We start from the raw sequence: 17,515 nt of genomic DNA on the forward strand, positions 1-17,515 counted from the left end.
CCGTTGATTCACGTTTCCTTCATACGATCCAACTTTTCGTCATCGATCCAAACGTGGCGCCTGTAGTTAGCGTCGCAGGAGCAGTTCAATGGAGTACCGGCTATGGCTTGCCCGGACCCGGGGTTCGGTAAGCCTTGCCGATCTCTCAAAGTATAAATCCCGCTGGACTGCGCTGCTCTGTGTAGGGGTGGTTGCGTGCGCGGGCGCTGTTTTATCACGCCCCGCCATCCTTCCGAATCTGGCTAAAGCCACTGCCGCCAATCTCATTGACTTCAAAGCGCATTGGGCCAAGGGCGACATGATCGTTCTGGTTCGGCATGCGGAGCGCTGTGACCATTCCTCCGCCCCATGCCTGGGACCTCTCGATGGCATTACAGAGAGAGGCAAAAGCGCCGTTCAAAACGTGGGCCTGCAATTCCAGAAGCTCGGTATGCAAAACGCTGACATCTACAGCAGCCCCCTGACCCGCGCAGCACAAACTTCTGGCTTCATGTTCAATTACGCCAGCGTTGATCAGGGCTGGCTATTCAACTGCAAAAAAACCATGTTGACCGACACCCTTAGCCACAAGGTGAAGGGCCGCAATTTGGTATTGGTTACTCATAGTGAATGCTTTGCTGCCCTTGAAAAGCTCATGGATTTACCCGCTTCCAAGACCCGTGATTACGGCTACTCGTTATTTCTGACGGCAAGCAACGACGGGGGGCGGCCTGTAGTTACCGGCTTTGTCGACGCTACTGACTGGCAGAGCGTGGTCGGTAAGTAATCTCGAATCCCACGCCTTAGAAATCGTAAGCATTAAAAAGCCCCGTACAATGACGGGGCTTTTTTTCAACTCAACTCAGCTATCAAAAGAAAGCGTAGGTGTAGTTGAAGATCAAACGGGTCTGATCGGTGCTGCGGGTGGTGCCGTTACCAACGTGGTCGCTCACGTGGTAGCTACCGGTACGCAGAGTAGTACCGAAGCCTTTCATGACGCCGGTCTGGATTACGTAATCGATACGCGCATCACGTTCCCACTCACCGAACGTTTTATTGCTATTCGCTACCGAACTCTCAATATTCGTACCTTTCAGGTAAGAAATTGCACCGGTCAGACCAGGTACGCCGACACGGCCAAAGTCATAGGAATATTGAGCAAACTGGGTCTGCTCACCTGCACGAATGAAGCTGTTAACCACTGAGTCAGTGAAGAGGTAAAAGCTAGTACCACCGTTGTCTTCGCTGTTGCTGCCATTTGTAGCCGCAGGTTTACCGTCTTTAGTCACGTTACCTTGGTTCAACAGAACAAAGCCGCCGTCCTTACTTACGCTTTGATAGCCGACCAGAAACTTCGAGCCGCCCAATTGGTAGGTGAAGATGCTGGACCAAGTGTTGTTGTCGATTTCACCGCCATTCGCACCGTAACCGCCGTTCTGACCGAAATTATAGCCAGCATCACCGCTACTATTCGCACCATCGGATCGGCTGCGGAAATAACGAAGGTCGGTCTTGAACGACTGGTCGTCACCAAGAGGTAAAACGTGTACCAGACCGAAGAAATCTTGTTTGTAGAAGTCTTCCAGGTTGGCATGGTAGTACTGCAAGGTCAGGTCTTTAGTGACCTTCCAATCTGCGCCACCGAACCGGAACTGGTTGCTGCCTTTAAAAGCACCCGAACCAGAAACGCCCAGCGCAGTACTGTTCGTTGACGCACGACCGGTGGAATGTTCCAGCTGACCAGCAACGAAGGTTACGTTGTCCAAGTCTTTGGAGGTCAGGATGCCACCGTCAAAGTTCTGCGGCATGGCACGGCTGTCGTTTGCCAACAGAATCGGCAATTGCGGGGCCAAGGCACCACCAAGGTGAAATTCGGTTTTCGAGTAGCGGAACTTCACGTTGGCATCGCCCCGCGCCAAGTCGTCCTGGGCACTGCCGTCGCTGTCGCTAGGCCAGAAAGAGTTGCCGGTAGCAACGTGGTGGCCAGGGCCGCCATCGAGTTGCAGGCCGTAGAGTACCTGAGCATCGACACCGACACCGATGGTGCCTTGGGTAAAGCCGGAGAGGTAATCAAGTTTTAGAACTTCGGCCGTTTCGCGTTGGTTGAAACCGCCCGCGTTATGAGCATCGTTCTCGTAGTAAAAAGTACGAGAACTGAGGTTCAGTTTGCTGTCTTCTAGGAATCCTGCAGCGCCTGCTTGTTGAGCGAGTACGCCCAAAGCGACAGCCAGTGCCAAGCTTGACTTGTACATGTTTTGCTCCTCAGTGTTTCTAATTTTTGTCTTCCAGAGCTTGGGGATCTGACGCCCTTTCCACCTGGATGTGCGAATAGCACTAAAGTGTGACCACCAAGTCAACACATTACTGTCACATACCGACCTTGGTCTAATGTCGTCCCAAATCTTGGAAAGAGATTAAATAATATTTCATAATTCGAAAAAGAATTGTTTCATCGTTTTTCAGACGATTATGGAATATTAAATCCTTTTTTCCAAACCAATAGCCTTTTGCCGCCATTTTTATCGCTTTTTATTCGTAAAAGCTATAGAAACGATATTTTTTATTTCCAAATGACTAATTTTCTGTTGAAAACCATGATCCGACTGTTATTCATGGCCACGCATCCAAGTCGCAGCCGGGGGTACATCAAACGTCATCGGCGGGAATTTCTCAAAATTAAGTTACAGTTTGTGTATCTCGTCGAAAAATATGTTTCCAAATTGGTCAGCATCAACAGCTCGCAGCGGTCCCGGATTGGGGCGCATTTCCGCTCATAAGCTAATACCAAAACGTTCTTTATTTACTGGTTCTTAGATCATTTAGTCTTCATTTCCGCCGAGTTTCGGCTGCCTGATTTGGAGCTTCATGATGAAACGGAACACCCCATTACGCGTGCTGGCGGCCATGTCGTTGGCGGCCGCCAGTTTCTTCGCCCAAGCTGCAGACTTCACCGTTGCCTATCAAACCACCGTCGATCCAGCCAAGGTCGCACAGGCCGACGGTGCTTACGAAAAAGCCACTCAGTCGAAAATCGACTGGCGCAAGTTTGATAGCGGTGCCGATGTGATTACCGCCATCGCCTCCGGTGACGTACAAATCGGCTACCTTGGTTCGAGCCCGCTCACCGCCGCTGCAACCCGCAAGTTACCGGTTGAAACCTTCCTCATCGCCACCCAGATCGGTGCCGCCGAAGCCCTTGTCGTACGCAACGGTTCAGGAATCAATTCGCCACAGGACCTCATCGGCAAAAAAATTGCGGTGCCGTTTGTTTCCACCGGTCATTACAGCCTTCTGGCCGCGCTGAAGCACTGGAATATCGATCCATCGAAAGTCACCATTCTCAACCTCGCTCCACCGGCCATTGCCGCTGCCTGGAAGCGTGGCGATATCGACGCTACCTACGTGTGGGACCCCGCACTGGGCGTTGCCAAGGAAACTGGCAAAGTGCTGATCACCTCAGGCGAACTGGCCAAGCTCGGCGCTCCAACGTTTGATGCGTGGATCGTGCGCAAAGACTTCGCTGCCAAGCACCCGGACATTGTCAGCGCGTTCGCCAAGGTCACCCTTGACGCCTACGCCGCTTACCGCAAAGACCCGGCGGCCTGGATCGCTACCACCAGTAACGTCGACAAGCTGGTGAAGTTGTCCGGTGCCAAAGCCACCGACATCCCGGTGCTGCTGCAAGGCAACGTCTACCCGTTGGCTGCCGATCAGGTTGTGGCCCTGGGCGCACCCACCATCGAAGCCGTGACCAAAACCGCTGCGTTCCTCAAGGAGCAAGGCAAGGTCGACGCGGTGCTGGCCGACTACTCGCCGTACGTAAGCGCCAAGTTCATCACTCAGTAATCAGCCGCCACTTCGGAGCGTTTGCCATGGCTTTGCTACAGTTGGAGCGTATCGGCGCACAGTATCCCGGTGCAGTTGAGCCGGTGCTGTCCGATATATCCCTGACCCTGGGGCCGCAACAGCTCTTGGTAGCGCTGGGGCCTTCGGGCAGCGGCAAAACTTCGCTGCTGAATTTGATCGCCGGTTTCGTTGAGCCCAGTGCCGGGCGTATCACTCTGGACGGTGTTCCCGTCAAAGGCCCCAGCGCCGAACGTGGCGTGGTGTTTCAGGATGATGCGTTGCTGCCGTGGCAGGATGTGTTGGACAACGTCTGCTTCGGCCTCCAGCTGGCTGGCATGCCTCGGGCTCAGCGTGAAATCAAAGCTCGAGAGATGCTGGCGCTGGTCGATCTGGCTGACTTTGACCATCGACGCATCTGGCAACTGTCCGGGGGTCAGAAGCAGCGTGTCGGACTGGCCCGCGCATTGGCCGCCGATCCGCGAGTCCTGTTGATGGACGAACCTTTCGGCGCCCTCGATGCGTTCACCCGCGAACAAATGCAGGAGTTACTGCTGCAAGTGTGGAAACGCACCGCCAAGCCGGTTTTTCTGATCACCCACGACATTGAAGAAGCGGTGTTTCTGGCCACTGACCTGATCTTGCTCGCGCCCAATCCAGGGCAAATCGTCGAGCGGCTGAAGCTGGATTTCGGCCAACGTTATGCGCAAGGCGAGTCGGCCCGCGCCATTAAATCCGACCCGAGCTTTATCGAGACCCGTGAACATGTGCTGTCTAAGGTCTTCTCTCAGCGCAGCGTCTCGGTCCGGGAGCAACGCCCATGAGTAGCTACGAACTACAGGCAACCGCTAAAGCGGCTGCAAACAAGCCTTCGGTCATGCCAGTACGGCGCAGCGTGAGTACGCGCTGGATTAGCGTACTGACCTTGATCACCCTCCTCGCGATCTGGTGGGCAGTCACAGCCGCCGAATGGATTGAGCCGCTGTTCTTGCCGCCACCGGCCGCTGTGCTGGAGAAAGGCTGGCTGCTGGCGACCAAGGGTTACATGGACTCAACCTTGTGGCAGCACCTCGGTGCAAGCTTGCAACGCATTGGTCTGGGTCTGTTCTTTGCGGTGATAACCGCCGTGCCGGTGGGTATCGCCATTGGGCATAACCGCATCGCACGGGGCATCTTTGATCCGTTGATCGAGTTTTACCGACCCATTCCGCCGCTGGCGTATTTGCCTCTGATCGTGATTTGGTGCGGCATCGGCGAGCTGTCGAAAGTGCTGCTGATCTATCTGGCGATCTTCGCCCCGGTGGCGATTTCTACCGCTACCGGCGTACGCACCGTGGACCCGGCAAAAATCCGCGCGGCGCAGTCGCTGGGGGCAACACGCTGGCAATTGATTCGCCATGTGATCCTGCCGAGCGCGTTGCCGGACATTCTGACTGGCGTGCGAATCGGCCTGGGCGTGGGCTGGTCAACGCTGGTGGCCGCCGAATTGATCGCCGCCACCAGTGGCCTGGGCTTTATGGTTCAGTCGGCAGCGCAATTTTTGGTTACTGACGTGGTGGTGCTGGGGATTTTGGTGATTGCGCTGATTGCGTTTGCCATGGAGATGGGACTCCGCGTGCTGCAACGTAAGCTGGTGCCTTGGCATGGCCAAGCCCATTAGCCCTGAAAATGCATCACTTTGGTGTCCCGCACCCTTTTAATGCGCAAATTGTGTGCAGGGATTTCGCTATACCCGGAAAGTGAAGTTTTCCGCGCAAGCTCCGAAAAAATTCGAAAACCCCCAAGACGCCATAGCTAAAGGGCTTCTCCAGAGAAAAAGCCTCTATTTACGCTGGAATTTAAAAACTGGCACGCAGCCTGCAATAGGTTATGTAACACCAGTTTTGGGGACCTTGGTACAGGCAGGCCGGGGATTCCCCTCTTTTATTCCTCTCGGAGGCTGACCTCCAGTCTCCAGCGCCCGTCCACTTTTGCACCGTGCCAGTCACCGTGCAAAGGGCGGGCCGCCAGTAGATTAAGCAACAAACCCCCATCCGCGTGTTGCACCCTCCAGCGAACATCTTTGCCGTTGAGTTTGAATTCGCCTTTTTGCGTTTCGCCTTTTGCGTTGAATAGCATTGCCAGCGAACCCGACACTTGCTCACCCAAGACTTTTGGTTCCTGGTTGAACCACAGCACCAGACCGTCCGCGCCAGGTTCAATCTGCTGCAGTTCCAACGGGTCGGGAGCGGTAAGGCGACCGATCATCAAGCCGACCATCACTCCTACAATCGCCATCGAGCCCAATACCTTCGGCCATAGTTTCGGCCTCGGGTCTTCTTCAGGGGTAGAATGCAGCCCGTCTTTCAATTCGGAGCCGTGCATGTTTCACGTCATCCTTTTTCAACCAGAAATTCCGCCGAATACCGGCAATATCATCAGGCTGTGCGCCAACAGTGGCTGCACCCTGCATTTGATCGAGCCGCTGGGTTTCGAACTGGACGACAAGCGCTTACGTCGTGCCGGGCTCGATTACCATGAGTACGCCAGCCTTAAAACCCACGCTGACTTGCAAAGCTGCCTGGAAACCCTCGGTCAGCCACGCCTGTTTGCTTTTACCACAAAAGGCTCTCGGCCTTTTCATGACGCGCGCTTCGAAAAGGGCGACGCCTTTCTGTTCGGGCCGGAAAGCCGTGGCTTGCCCGCCGACATCCTTGATTCGCTTTCAAGCGACCACCGCTTGCGCCTGCCCATGCGCGAAGGCTGCCGCAGCCTGAACCTGTCGAATACGGTCGCAGTGGCGGTGTACGAGGCGTGGCGACAGCTGGATTTCGCTTAGACGGCCCTACGCAGGTCTGTGAAGTAGACTTGCGCACCAAACAAAAAAAGCGCCCCAAAAGGCGCTTTTTCACTTCCGACGTGCCGCTTATTGCACAGTCGGGGCTTCGCCGGACGCTTGCAGGCGGGACAACTCTTGCGCGTACAGCGCGTCAAAATTGACCGGGGCCAGCATCAGCGCAGGGAACGAACCGCGTACAACCAGGCTGTCGATGGTTTCGCGAGCGTACGGGAACAAAATGTTCGGGCAGAACGCGCCAAGCGTGTGGCTCATGCCTGCTGGGTCGAGGCCTTTGATCAAGAAGATGCCAGCTTGCTGCACTTCAACGATGAAAGCCACTTCGTCACCGTTATTCACGGTAACCGACAGTGTAAGAACCACTTCGTAGAAATCGCCTTCCAGCGGCTTCTGGCGTGTATTCAGGTCCAGCGCAACGCTTGGCGTCCATTCCTGGCGAAAAATCGCCGGGCTTTTCGGTGCTTCGAACGATAAGTCACGGACGTAGATGCGCTGCAAGGAAAATTGCGGAGCTTCGGCGTCTTCTGCAACAGCGCCGTTGGTCGATTGGTCAGTCATGTCAGGTCCTTCTTATAAGGTTCTGTAGGATTTCGGATTCAAGCCTGAAGCAGCGCGTCGAGCTTACCGGCGCGCTCAAGGGCAAACAAATCATCACAACCACCGACGTGGTTTGCACCGATCCAGATTTGCGGAACAGAGGTACGTCCAGCTTTCCGGGTCATTTCAGCGCGAAGCTGTGGCTTGCCATCGACCCTGATTTCTTCGAAGGCAATGCCCTTGCTTTCCAGCAATTGCTTGGCACGGATGCAGTACGGGCACCAGTCGCTCGAATAGACGATGACGTCAGCCATTTCACTTCACCAAAGGAAGATTGTCGGAGCGCCAGGCAGACACGCCGCCGGACAGCTTGGCGGCGGTGAAGCCAGCCTTGAGCAATTCCCGAGCGGTAGCGCCAGCGTGCTGACCTTGGGCGTCAACGATGATCAGCGTCTTTGCCTTGTGTTTTTCCAGCTCGGCAACGCGAGAAATCACTTTGTCTTGCGGAAAGCTCAGAGCGCCAACGATATGACCAGCCGAGAAATCCTTGGCCGAACGGACGTCGATAACTACGCCCTGATCACTGTTGACCAGCGACGTCAGCTCACGGGTGCTGAGGCTGCGGCCACCTTTGCTGATTTCTGTCGCGATCAACAACGCGAGCAGAATGGCGAAGGCGCCAGCCAGCAAATAGTGGTTAGTGGCAAATTCAATCAGATGAGCAACCATCAGTAGGTTCCAGGGCGTTAAAATGGCGGCCAGTATACACAGCACCCAAGGTCGGCCAAAGCCCGTACGGCAGTGACGCCGTTTGAACTTGGCCTTAATATGCCGATCTGTTTTTTTACTTCGTTCATTAGCCGCGAGTGGAATCTATGACTGCCACGCCAAAACCTCTGGTTCTGATCATCTTGGACGGCTTCGGCCACAGCGATAGCCATGACGGGAATGCTATTTACGATGCCAAGATGCCGGTCATGGACCGCCTGTACGCGACCCAGCCCAACGGGCTGATCTCCGGTTCCGGGATGGACGTCGGCCTACCGGACGGGCAGATGGGCAATTCTGAGGTGGGGCACATGAACCTCGGCGCTGGCCGTGTGGTTTATCAGGACTTTACCCGCGTCACCAAGTCAATCCGGGACGGCGACTTCTTCAAAAATCCGGCGATCTGCGGCGCAGTCGATAAAGCCGTCAGTGCCGGCAAAGCGGTGCACATTATGGGCCTGTTGTCCCCTGGAGGTGTACACAGCCATCAGGATCACTTGGTCGCCATGGCTGAGTTGGCCGCCCAGCAAGGCGCAGAAAAAATTTACCTGCACGCTTTCCTCGACGGCCGTGACACCCCGCCACGCAGTGCCAAAGCCTCCCTTGAACTGATGGATTCGACGTTCGCCAAACTGGGCAAGGGCCGCACCGCCACGATTATTGGTCGCTACTTCGCCATGGACCGCGACAATCGCTGGGACCGTGTGGCGTCCGCTTACAACTTGATCGTCGACGGTACTTCCGAGTTTCAGGCAGACACCAGCGAAGCAGGCCTGGCTGCTGCTTACGAACGCGGCGAGAACGACGAATTCGTCAAAGCCACCAGCATTGGTGACAAGGTCAAGGTTGAAGACGGTGACGCCGTGATCTTCATGAACTTCCGCGCCGACCGTGCACGGGAGCTGACCCGGGTCTTCGTCGAAGACAATTTCAAGGACTTCGAACGCCCTCGCCAGGCAAAGCTGGCCGGCTTCGTCATGCTCACTCAATATGCCGCCAGCATCCCTGCCCCGTCGGCATTTGCCGCTGGCAGCCTGAAAAACGTGCTCGGTGAATACCTGTCGAACAATGGCAAAACCCAGCTGCGGATCGCCGAAACCGAAAAATACGCCCACGTGACCTTCTTCTTCTCCGGCGGTCGTGAAGAACCGTTTCCCGGCGAAGAGCGCATCTTGATTCCGTCGCCAAAAGTCGCCACCTACGATTTGCAGCCGGAAATGAGTGCGCCGGAAGTCACCGATAAAATCGTCGACGCCATTGAAAATCAGCGTTTTGACGTCATCATCGTCAACTACGCCAACGGCGACATGGTCGGCCACAGCGGGATTCTGGAAGCCGCGATCAAAGCCGTCGAATACCTTGACGTGTGCATTGGTCGGATTGTTACCGCGCTGGATAAGGTCGGTGGAGAAGCGCTGATTACTGCTGACCACGGCAACGTCGAACAAATGTCCGATGAAAAGACCGGCCAGGCTCACACGGCGCACACATCGGAGCCAGTACCGTTTATTTATGTGGGCAAACGCGACCTGAAAGTTCGTGAAGGTGGGGTTCTGGCCGATGTGGCGCCAACTATGTTGCAGCTTCTGGGCATGGAAAAGCCGCAAGAGATGACCGGTCATTCGATCCTGGTCGCTAAATAAATCGCGCTAAACAGCGCAAAACCGGTGCTCTGAAAATCTTCGGCACCGGTCAATTATCCGACTCGCCCCAAAGCAGTAGCCCTGGGGCGTTTTTTTTGCGGCGCGCGGCGGGCATACTAGGCTCTGTTCACTCTTCCTTGGTGTCGCCCGCCCCATGCTTCGCGTCCTGATCGCCCTAGTTTTGATGTGTCTGCTCACTCCAGTGTTCGCCGATGAGCGCGCGCAAACCCAACAGCAGTTGGAGGCAGCCCGAAAAGACATCACCGAGCTGAAGAAACGCCTCGGTGAATTGCAGCAGGAAAAATCCGGCGTGCAGAAAGACCTGCGCGGCACAGAAACCGAGATGGGTAAGCTGGAAAAGCAGGTGGAGGCCCTGCAGAAGGAACAAAAAAAGACTGAAGTCGAGCTGCAACGGCTCGACCAGGAAAAAAAGAAGCTCCAAAGTTCTCGCGTTGAACAACAACGGCTGATCGCGATTCAGGCCCGTGCCGCTTATCAGGGTGGCCGCGAGGAATACCTGAAATTACTGTTGAATCAGCAGAACCCGGAAAAATTCGCCCGAACGCTGACCTATTATGATTATTTAAGCCAAGCCCGCATGGCGCAAATACGCAATTTCAGCGAAACCCTGAGCAAGTTGGCCGGCGTCGAAAAAGACATCGACCTGCAACAAGCTCAATTGTTGGTGCAAAAAAGCAACCTTGAGGACCAGCATCAAGAGTTGGACAAGGTTCGCCAGGAACGCCAGCAAGCACTGGCCAAACTCAATGTCGACGTAAAAGCCCGAGACGTAAAGCTGCAGACCCGCCAGCAAGAACAAAGTGATCTGGCCAATGTGCTGAAAACCATTGAAGAAACCTTGGCCCGACAGGCCCGCGAAGCTGAAGAGGCCCGGCAAAAAGCGTTGATTGCCCAGCAAGAAGCGGAAAAACAGCGTCAGCGTGATGAACAGGCTCGCGCCCTGGCGAAGAACAGCAGCAAAGAAAACGGCCGTGATAACGATGACGAAGCGCCGGTAAAGCGCCCCGTCAAAGCGCCCGGCGTGCTGGTTTCCAGCGCCGGAGTTTCGTATGGCGGGCCTTTTGAGCAAGCAAAGGGAAAACTTCCTTGGCCGGTTGATGGTCGACTACTGGCGCGTTTCGGTGAAACACGCGGTGATGACGCTCGTACCAAGTGGGATGGCGTGATGATCAGCGCCCCTGCAGGCAGCCAGGTACATGCGGTGCACGGTGGTCGCGTGGTGTTTGCCGACTGGTTGCGTGGCGCTGGCCTTCTGGTCATTCTCGACCACGGCAACGGTTTTTTGAGTTTGTATGGGCACAACCAGAGTCTGCTCAAGGACGCTGGCGATATTGTTAAAGCGGGTGAGGCGATTTCCACGGTAGGTAACAGTGGTGGTCAAGAAACACCGGCGTTGTATTTCGCTATACGTCAGCAGGGTCGCCCTAGTGACCCGGCGCAATGGTGCCATGTTCAAGGATAAGCTGGCGCCAACCTCAGGTTTAGGAGTTCGTTCGATGCTGCATTTGTCCCGCCTCACTTCGCTGGCTCTGGCTATTGCGATCGTTATCGGCGCTCCTCTGGCAACCGCCGCAGAAGCTGTCAAACCTGCAGCACCGGCTTCCGCCGCCGCAACCGTCCCAGCCGCCAAAGCGCCTTTGCCGCTAGAAGAGTTGCGCACGTTCGCCGAGGTCATGGATAGGATCAAAGCCGCCTACGTCGAACCTGTAGATGATAAAACCCTTCTTGAGAACGCCATCAAGGGCATGCTCAGCAACCTCGACCCGCACTCCGCTTACCTCGGCCCGGAAGATTTCCAGGAGCTGCAGGAAAGCACCAGCGGCGAATTCGGCGGGCTGGGTATCGAAGTCGGTATCGAGGACGGGTTCATCAAAGTCGTCTCGCCTATCGATGACACGCCTGCGTCCAAGGCTGGCGTTGAAGCCGGTGACTTGATCGTGAAGATCAATGGTGCGCCTACCCGCGGCCAGACCATGCAGGAAGCGGTCGATAAGATGCGCGGCAAGCTCGGTGAGAAAATCACCCTGACACTGGTGCGCGACGGCGGTGCTCCGTTTGACGTGACCTTGGCTCGCGCGACGATTCAGGTCAAAAGCGTCAAGGCGCAAATGCTCGAAAACGGCTACGGTTATATCCGCATCACACAGTTCCAGGTCAAAACCGGCGAAGAAGTCGGCAAGGCGCTGGCCAAACTGCGCAAAGACAACGGCAAGAAAATGAGCGGGCTGATTCTTGACCTGCGCAACAACCCGGGCGGCGTGTTGCAAGCGGCCGTGGAAGTAGCCGACCACTTCTTGACCAAAGGCCTGATCGTATACACCAAAGGCCGCATCGCCAACTCCGAGCTGCGCTTCTATGCCGACCCGGCCGATGCCAGCGAAGGCGTGCCATTGGTGGTACTGATCAACGGCGGCAGTGCTTCGGCATCGGAAATCGTGGCGGGTGCTTTGCAGGACCAGAAACGCGGCGTGCTGATGGGCACAGAGAGCTTCGGTAAAGGTTCGGTGCAAACCGTGCTGCCGCTGGCCAACGACCGCGCCATCAAAATTACTACCGCGCTGTACTACACACCTAACGGCCGATCGATTCAGGCCCAGGGTATCTCGCCCGACATCGAGGTCCGCCGCGGCAAGTTCACCACCGATGTGGACAGCGAGAATTACAAGGAAGCGGATTTGACCGGGCACCTGGGCAACGGCAACGGTGGGGCGGACAAGCCAACCCTATTGACCAAAGCTGCCGCTGCGAAGGCACGTCCCCAAGATGACGACTACCAGCTGAGCCAGGCTCTGAGCTTGCTCAAAGGCCTGAGCGTTACGCGCGGCAACTGACATGCGCTTATGGTTGCCTACGTGGCTGTGGGCGCTTTCGTACAGTTTGATTGGCGTTGCCCAGGCGGCGCCCGTTGAACCGGTCAATACCGGCAATGCGCTCCACGTTGCGTATCTCAGCCTGGTCATCGACGATCTAGGGCAAAGCCCTTCCGGCGACAGTCGTGCCCTGGCCCTACCTGGCCCGGTCACGCTGGCGATAATGCCGGACACACCTCACGCAACAGAATTTGCTCGCGAGGCTCATCGAGCGCGCAAGACCGTCATTCTGCATATGCCCATGGACCCTGCAACCGGGCCATTTGCCTGGCACCCTGAGCTTCCCCTTCCAGAACTTGAAAAGCGTTTGAACGCGGCGTTGCTTGCCGTGCCGTACGCAGCGGGCATCAACAACCACATGGGCAGCCGCATGACGGCGGAACCGGTAGCGATGACGTGGCTGGTGGCTGAATTGCAGCGGCGCCATCTGTTTTTGCTCGACAGCCGCACCAGCGCTAAAACCGTGGCCGCCGCTGAGGCTCAGCGCATCGGTCTGGCAAGCTTGTCCCGGGATATTTTTCTCGATGACGAGCGCACGACAGCGGCCATCACTGGGCAGCTGAATGCGGCCATCGCATTGGCTCACAAACAGGGGTCGGTGGTTATGATCGGCCACCCCTACCCCGTCACCCTCGACGTGCTTGAACGGGAGCTGCCGCGCCTCAAGGCCCAAGGGGTCGTCTGGATAGAGCTGCGCCAGATGATTAGCCTGCGCGGCAACCAGGCAATGGCTGGGCATGGCAAGAATGGCGTTTATCGCTGACTACAGAAGATTAAATTTTCCGTAGGAGGGTTGCAGCGACACTACAAATACCGACCCAATATCTCGTCGACCTTGCCCTCGGCGCGCATCTGGTCCAGGGCTTTTTGCAGTTTCGCGACTATTTCATCCGGTACGTCTTTGTTCAGCGCAAGGAACAACTGGTCACTGTTAAAACGCAGCACGGTTTTGAGGCCGGTGACGCCCTCCTGACGGGCCAGGTAGCGGCCTGCGGGATCACCCGTCGCCCACAAATCAAGCTGACCATCGGCCAGCTTTCTCGCGTTGTCCTGATCACGCAGCACCAACACCGGTTTTAGCCCGTCGGCAGCTAGCTGATCGGCAATGCGATCGCCTTTGTAAGCGCCGATTCGGTATTTTTTGGCCTGTTCAAGGCTGCTTAGCTCGATGCCGCTGCTGGCCTTCGCCAGCATAATCCAGTCGTCCGCGCCAAGCGGGCCTACCCACTTGAAGAGCTTCTCCCGATCAGGCGAGCGCGCCGTAGAGAAAACGCCGTAGCCCGGAGTGTCCATCGCCAGTTTGTAGATACGGTCCCAAGGGAAACGCAAGGTCATGCTATAGCCGACCCCGGCTCGCTTGAAGGTTTCGCGCAGTATCTCGGCCGAGATACCTGCAATCTTCTGGTCTGGAGCAAAGTTTTTGCCGTCAGTCGCCATGTTGTAAGGCGGAAAGTTTTCCGTCAGCAACACCACCGAATAACCTGACGTTGCGCCCACAACAGGCGTATCGCTATCAGCGTTCGCACCATGGGCTACGCCTAGCAGCAAAAAACCAATACCCGTTAGTACAATAAGAACACGCTTAAACATGCGTCAACCCCTGTCCATGACCGCCTCAGAGTGAACGTCGACGCCACCAATATCAAGTGGCCATCAATGCTTATTCAACGCATGACAATACCGCGACTGGCCATGTAGGCCTTCGCTTCAGGAACGGTGTATTCGCCAAAGTGAAAGATGCTCGCTGCCAGCACCGCACTAGCGTGGCCTTCTAATACACCGGCGGCCAAGTGCTCAAGATTTCCGACCCCGCCTGAAGCGATCACCGGAATCCCTAGCGCGTCGCTGATGGCCCGGGTTACACCCAGATCAAAACCGTTTTTCATACCGTCCTGATCCATGCTGGTCAGCAAAATCTCACCGGCCCCCAGTTCTTCCATTTTCTTGGCCCACAACACAGCGTCCAGTCCTGTCGGCTTGCGCCCGCCATGGGTGAAGATTTCCCAGCGGGGCGTTTCGCCCGGTAAAGAAACACGCTTGGCGTCAATAGCGACCACGATGCATTGCGAACCAAAGCGGGCAGCGGCTTCGCCAACGAAGTCGGGGTTGAATACTGCAGCTGTGTTGATCGAGACCTTGTCCGCTCCCGCATTGAGCAGGTTGCGGATGTCTTGCACCGTGCGCACGCCACCGCCTACGGTCAGCGGGATAAATACCTGGCTGGCCATGCGTTCGACAGTGTGCAACGTGGTATCACGGCCGTCGACGCTGGCAGTGATATCAAGAAAAGTGATCTCGTCCGCGCCCTGCTCGTCGTAGCGGCGAGCAATTTCGACCGGATCACCGGCGTCGCGTATGTTCTCGAACTTGACGCCTTTGACCACTCGACCGTTGTCGACATCAAGGCAAGGGATAATGCGTTTGGCCAGGGCCATAGGGCCTATTCTCCGAAAACGGTTGTGGACCTGTAGGAGCTAACTTGTTGGCTCCTACAGAACAGTCAAAGTCTTACGATGGCTTATAGCTGTCACAAAAAGCCTGAGCTTCTGCCACGTCCAGCGTCCCTTCGTAAATCGCCCGGCCTGTGATTGCGCCGATGATTCCGGGTGCCCTGGCATCGAGCAGCGACTTGATGTCGCCCAGGTTGTGAATCCCTCCGGAAGCAATCACTGGAATCCGAGTCGCTGCTGCCAATGCCGCAGTGAATGGAACGTTGCAGCCCTGCATCATGCCGTCTTTGGCGATGTCGGTATAAACGATGGCCGACACGCCGTCCGCTTCGAAACGCTTGGCCAGATCGATCACCTGAATCGTGCTGATCTCAGCCCAGCCATCGGTGGCGACGAAGCCGTCCTTGGCGTCCAGACCGACGATGATTCTGCCGGGGAATGCACGGCAGGCTTCGGCGACGAAGGCAGGGTCTTTCACTGCTTTGGTGCCGATAATCACGTAGCTCACGCCAGCTTTAACGTAATGCTCGATGGTTTCAAGCGACCGGATACCGCCGCCGATCTGGATCGGCAGTTGCGGGTAGCGTTTGGCAATCGCTGTAACCACGTCACCGTTGACCGGCTGACCTTCGAACGCGCCATTCAGATCGACCAGGTGCAGACGACGGCAACCGCCCTCTACCCATTTGGCAGCCATGCTCACCGGGTCATCGGAGAACACCGTGGAATCTTCCATACGGCCCTGGCGCAAACGCACACAGGCACCGTCTTTAAGATCGATAGCGGGAATAATGAGCATGCGTTTTTCCTTCGTCAAAAGAGCGGCAAGCTGCAAGCCATAAGCTGCAAGTCTGCGTATCTACCAATTCTTGCAGCCTGAAGCTTGCCGCTGCCTTTAGTTCTTCTCAAGCGCCCATAGATCGCTTTCGATGCTTTCGAACCTTTCTTTAAGGTGCGCCTGCACATCGAAAATCGCCCGATTGTAATAGTGCGGAGCAATTTCGCGGGTAAACAACTCGAGGATTTCTGCCGCTTCGAACGAACCCAGGCTCAGTTCGAAGCGGTCCTCCATGAAGCGCTTGATCTTATGGTTCGCCTCACTCTCCTGTTCAGGCGTGAGGGTCAGGATCGGCGGCTTGGCCTTCTTGGCCATTACCAGCGACCGTCCCATGCGGCGAAGTTCTGCAGCAGTTGCAGGCCATGGGTATGGCTCTTCTCCGGATGAAACTGCACGGCAAAACGCGAGCCTTCGGCCAACGCAGCAGCGAAATCCAGACCGTAATGACCGCTGCCTGCCACCTGCCGCTTGTTGGCGGCCTCGATGTAGTAACTGTGCACGAAATAGAAACGCGCCAAGTCCGGAATGTTGTGCCACAGCGGATGATCGACGGTTTGGGTGACTTCATTCCAGCCCATGTGGGGCACCTTGAGGTGCTCGCCATCGTCGTGCAAATCCTTGCCGAAAAAGCGCACCTGACCCGGGAACACGCCGATGCAATCAACGCCGCCGCTTTCTTCGCTGCGTTCGAGCAAGGCTTGCATGCCCACACAAATGCCGAGAAACGGGCGGTCCTGGCTGACTTCGCGTACCAGCTCGTCAAAGCCAAGGCGGCGGATCTCAGCCATGCAATCGCGAATAGCGCCAACACCTGGGAACACCACACGGTCCGCTTCGCGGATCACTGTGGCATCGCTGGTAATCAATACCTTGCCGGCGCCAACGTGCTCAAGCGCCTTGGCGACTGAGTGCAGGTTGCCCATGCCGTAATCGATAACCGCAACGGTTTGCATCAGAGCACGCCTTTGGTCGATGGCATTTGTCCGGCCATACGGTCATCCAGTTCTATCGCCATGCGCAGCGCGCGGCCGAAAGCCTTGAACACGGTCTCGATCTGGTGGTGAGTATTGGTCCCACGCAAGTTGTCGATGTGCAGCGTGACGTTGGCGTGGTTGACGAAGCCCTGGAAAAACTCCTGGAACAAGTCCACGTCGAAGCCGCCCACGGTAGCGCGGGTATACGGCACATGCATTTGTAAACCTGGGCGGCCAGAAAAATCGATGACCACACGGGACAGCGCCTCATCGAGCGGCACGTAAGCGTGGCCGTAACGACGAATGCCTTTTTTATCGCCAATTGCTTCGCTAAAGGCTTTGCCCAAGGTAATACCGACATCTTCCACCGTGTGGTGGTCGTCGATAGCCAAGTCGCCTTTGCATTCGATATCCAAGTCGATCAGCCCGTGCCGGGCAATCTGATCGAGCATATGCTCAAGAAAAGGAACGCCGATATCAAATCGGGCCTTTCCGGTGCCATCCAGGTTGATCGAGGCTTTGATCTGGGTTTCCAGAGTGTCGCGCTCGACGGACGCCTTACGTTCGGCCATCACCAACTCCGCAAATCATTGGGCGAAAAAGGCGAGCATTATAGGCCTAGAACAGGCTGGCATGAAGTATCAGATATGCCGCACATCCAGTGGGGCCAAATTCCTTGGCGAAGAGGCCCGGGTCTGGGTCAGAAACATAGTCTGTAGGAGGTTCCTCCACGTCTCCGACGCCGCGCTGTTGCGC

Annotated in this window: 20 protein-coding genes; 9 read left to right on the plus strand and 11 right to left on the minus strand. The window is 56.2% G+C overall.

What is annotated here, in order from left to right:
* Positions 1–88: 88 nt before the first annotated feature.
* Complete coding sequence (locus JWR17_RS16775) at positions 89–766, plus strand: histidine phosphatase family protein (protein ID WP_299833058.1); 678 nt, start codon at positions 89–91, stop codon at positions 764–766.
* A gap of 82 nt (positions 767–848) precedes the next feature.
* On the opposite strand, the gene JWR17_RS16780 is transcribed toward JWR17_RS16775, so the two are convergent.
* Positions 849–2,231, minus strand: a complete 1,383-nt coding sequence (locus tag JWR17_RS16780; RefSeq protein ID WP_299833059.1) for an OprD family outer membrane porin — start codon at positions 2,229–2,231, stop codon at positions 849–851.
* Between the two features lie 616 nt (positions 2,232–2,847).
* Here JWR17_RS16780 and tauA point away from each other — a divergent pair.
* The 3 genes from tauA to tauC are packed head-to-tail and all read left to right on the plus strand — an operon-like array spanning position 2,848 to position 5,482.
* Entirely contained in the window at positions 2,848–3,825 is a 978-nt protein-coding gene (gene tauA, locus JWR17_RS16785; protein ID WP_299833060.1) for a taurine ABC transporter substrate-binding protein, read from the plus strand.
* A gap of 26 nt (positions 3,826–3,851) precedes the next feature.
* Positions 3,852–4,646, plus strand: a complete 795-nt coding sequence (gene tauB, locus JWR17_RS16790) for a taurine ABC transporter ATP-binding subunit (protein ID WP_299833061.1) — start codon at positions 3,852–3,854, stop codon at positions 4,644–4,646.
* The gene (tauC, locus tag JWR17_RS16795) at positions 4,643–5,482 is read left to right on the plus strand and encodes a taurine ABC transporter permease TauC (protein ID WP_299833063.1); all 840 of its coding nucleotides are present in this window, start codon (positions 4,643–4,645) and stop codon (positions 5,480–5,482) included. Before tauB ends, tauC begins: the two co-directional genes overlap by 4 nt.
* Before the next feature lie 263 nt (positions 5,483–5,745).
* On the opposite strand, the gene JWR17_RS16800 is transcribed toward tauC, so the two are convergent.
* Positions 5,746–6,186 (minus strand): hypothetical protein, encoded by a 441-nt coding sequence (locus tag JWR17_RS16800; protein WP_299833064.1) that lies wholly within the window; start codon positions 6,184–6,186, stop codon positions 5,746–5,748.
* Here JWR17_RS16800 and trmL point away from each other — a divergent pair.
* Entirely contained in the window at positions 6,185–6,640 is a 456-nt protein-coding gene (gene trmL / locus JWR17_RS16805) for a tRNA (uridine(34)/cytosine(34)/5-carboxymethylaminomethyluridine(34)-2'-O)-methyltransferase TrmL (RefSeq protein ID WP_299833065.1), read from the plus strand. The two genes, JWR17_RS16800 and trmL, sit on opposite strands and share 2 nt — an antisense overlap.
* An 87-nt stretch (positions 6,641–6,727) precedes the next feature.
* On the opposite strand, the gene secB is transcribed toward trmL, so the two are convergent.
* The 3 genes from secB to JWR17_RS16820 are packed head-to-tail and all read right to left on the minus strand — an operon-like array spanning position 6,728 to position 7,924.
* Positions 6,728–7,216: a protein-export chaperone SecB gene (gene secB / locus JWR17_RS16810; RefSeq protein WP_299833066.1), complete on the minus strand. Its 489-nt coding sequence runs from the start codon at positions 7,214–7,216 to the stop codon at positions 6,728–6,730.
* Positions 7,217–7,254: 38 nt separating this feature from the next.
* Positions 7,255–7,509, minus strand: coding sequence for a glutaredoxin 3 (gene grxC / locus JWR17_RS16815; RefSeq protein WP_299833067.1), 255 nt, complete (start codon positions 7,507–7,509; stop codon positions 7,255–7,257).
* 1 nt (position 7,510) lies between these two features.
* Positions 7,511–7,924, minus strand: a complete 414-nt coding sequence (locus JWR17_RS16820) for a rhodanese-like domain-containing protein (protein ID WP_299833068.1) — start codon at positions 7,922–7,924, stop codon at positions 7,511–7,513.
* Between the two features lie 146 nt (positions 7,925–8,070).
* Here JWR17_RS16820 and gpmI point away from each other — a divergent pair, with 146 nt between their 5' ends.
* From gpmI to JWR17_RS16840, 4 genes are all read left to right on the plus strand, one after another.
* The gene (gene gpmI, locus JWR17_RS16825; protein ID WP_299833069.1) at positions 8,071–9,606 is read left to right on the plus strand and encodes a 2,3-bisphosphoglycerate-independent phosphoglycerate mutase; all 1,536 of its coding nucleotides are present in this window, start codon (positions 8,071–8,073) and stop codon (positions 9,604–9,606) included.
* Between the two features lie 154 nt (positions 9,607–9,760).
* Positions 9,761–11,089: a murein hydrolase activator EnvC gene (locus JWR17_RS16830; protein ID WP_299833070.1), complete on the plus strand. Its 1,329-nt coding sequence runs from the start codon at positions 9,761–9,763 to the stop codon at positions 11,087–11,089.
* A 34-nt stretch (positions 11,090–11,123) separates the two neighbouring features.
* Positions 11,124–12,458, plus strand: a complete 1,335-nt coding sequence (locus JWR17_RS16835; RefSeq protein WP_299833071.1) for a S41 family peptidase — start codon at positions 11,124–11,126, stop codon at positions 12,456–12,458.
* 1 nt (position 12,459) lies between these two features.
* Entirely contained in the window at positions 12,460–13,260 is an 801-nt protein-coding gene (locus JWR17_RS16840; RefSeq protein ID WP_299833072.1) for a divergent polysaccharide deacetylase family protein, read from the plus strand.
* Positions 13,261–13,301: 41 nt separating this feature from the next.
* Here the strand turns inward: JWR17_RS16840 and JWR17_RS16845 are convergent, their stop codons facing one another.
* From JWR17_RS16845 to hisB, 6 genes are all read right to left on the minus strand, one after another.
* Positions 13,302–14,087, minus strand: coding sequence for an ABC transporter substrate-binding protein (locus JWR17_RS16845; RefSeq protein ID WP_299833073.1), 786 nt, complete (start codon positions 14,085–14,087; stop codon positions 13,302–13,304).
* 74 nt (positions 14,088–14,161) lie between these two features.
* Positions 14,162–14,932 carry an imidazole glycerol phosphate synthase subunit HisF gene (gene hisF, locus JWR17_RS16850; RefSeq protein ID WP_297838643.1) on the minus strand — a complete coding sequence of 257 codons (771 nt, stop codon included), beginning with the start codon at positions 14,930–14,932 and terminating at the stop codon, positions 14,162–14,164.
* 73 nt (positions 14,933–15,005) lie between these two features.
* Positions 15,006–15,746 carry a 1-(5-phosphoribosyl)-5-[(5-phosphoribosylamino)methylideneamino]imidazole-4-carboxamide isomerase gene (gene hisA, locus JWR17_RS16855; RefSeq protein WP_299833074.1) on the minus strand — a complete coding sequence of 247 codons (741 nt, stop codon included), beginning with the start codon at positions 15,744–15,746 and terminating at the stop codon, positions 15,006–15,008.
* Positions 15,747–15,842: 96 nt separating this feature from the next.
* A complete protein-coding gene (locus tag JWR17_RS16860) occupies positions 15,843–16,100 on the minus strand; it encodes a DUF2164 domain-containing protein (RefSeq protein ID WP_299833089.1) in 258 nt (85 codons plus the stop codon).
* Positions 16,100–16,738, minus strand: a complete 639-nt coding sequence (hisH, locus tag JWR17_RS16865; protein WP_299833075.1) for an imidazole glycerol phosphate synthase subunit HisH — start codon at positions 16,736–16,738, stop codon at positions 16,100–16,102. The genes JWR17_RS16860 and hisH overlap by 1 nt, the downstream gene beginning before the upstream one ends.
* Complete coding sequence (gene hisB, locus JWR17_RS16870; protein WP_299833076.1) at positions 16,738–17,331, minus strand: imidazoleglycerol-phosphate dehydratase HisB; 594 nt, start codon at positions 17,329–17,331, stop codon at positions 16,738–16,740. Before hisB ends, hisH begins: the two co-directional genes overlap by 1 nt.
* Positions 17,332–17,515 lie beyond the last annotated feature (184 nt).

It is taken from the genome of Pseudomonas sp. (genome assembly GCF_028293835.1).
Classification (GTDB): domain Bacteria; phylum Pseudomonadota; class Gammaproteobacteria; order Pseudomonadales; family Pseudomonadaceae; genus Aquipseudomonas.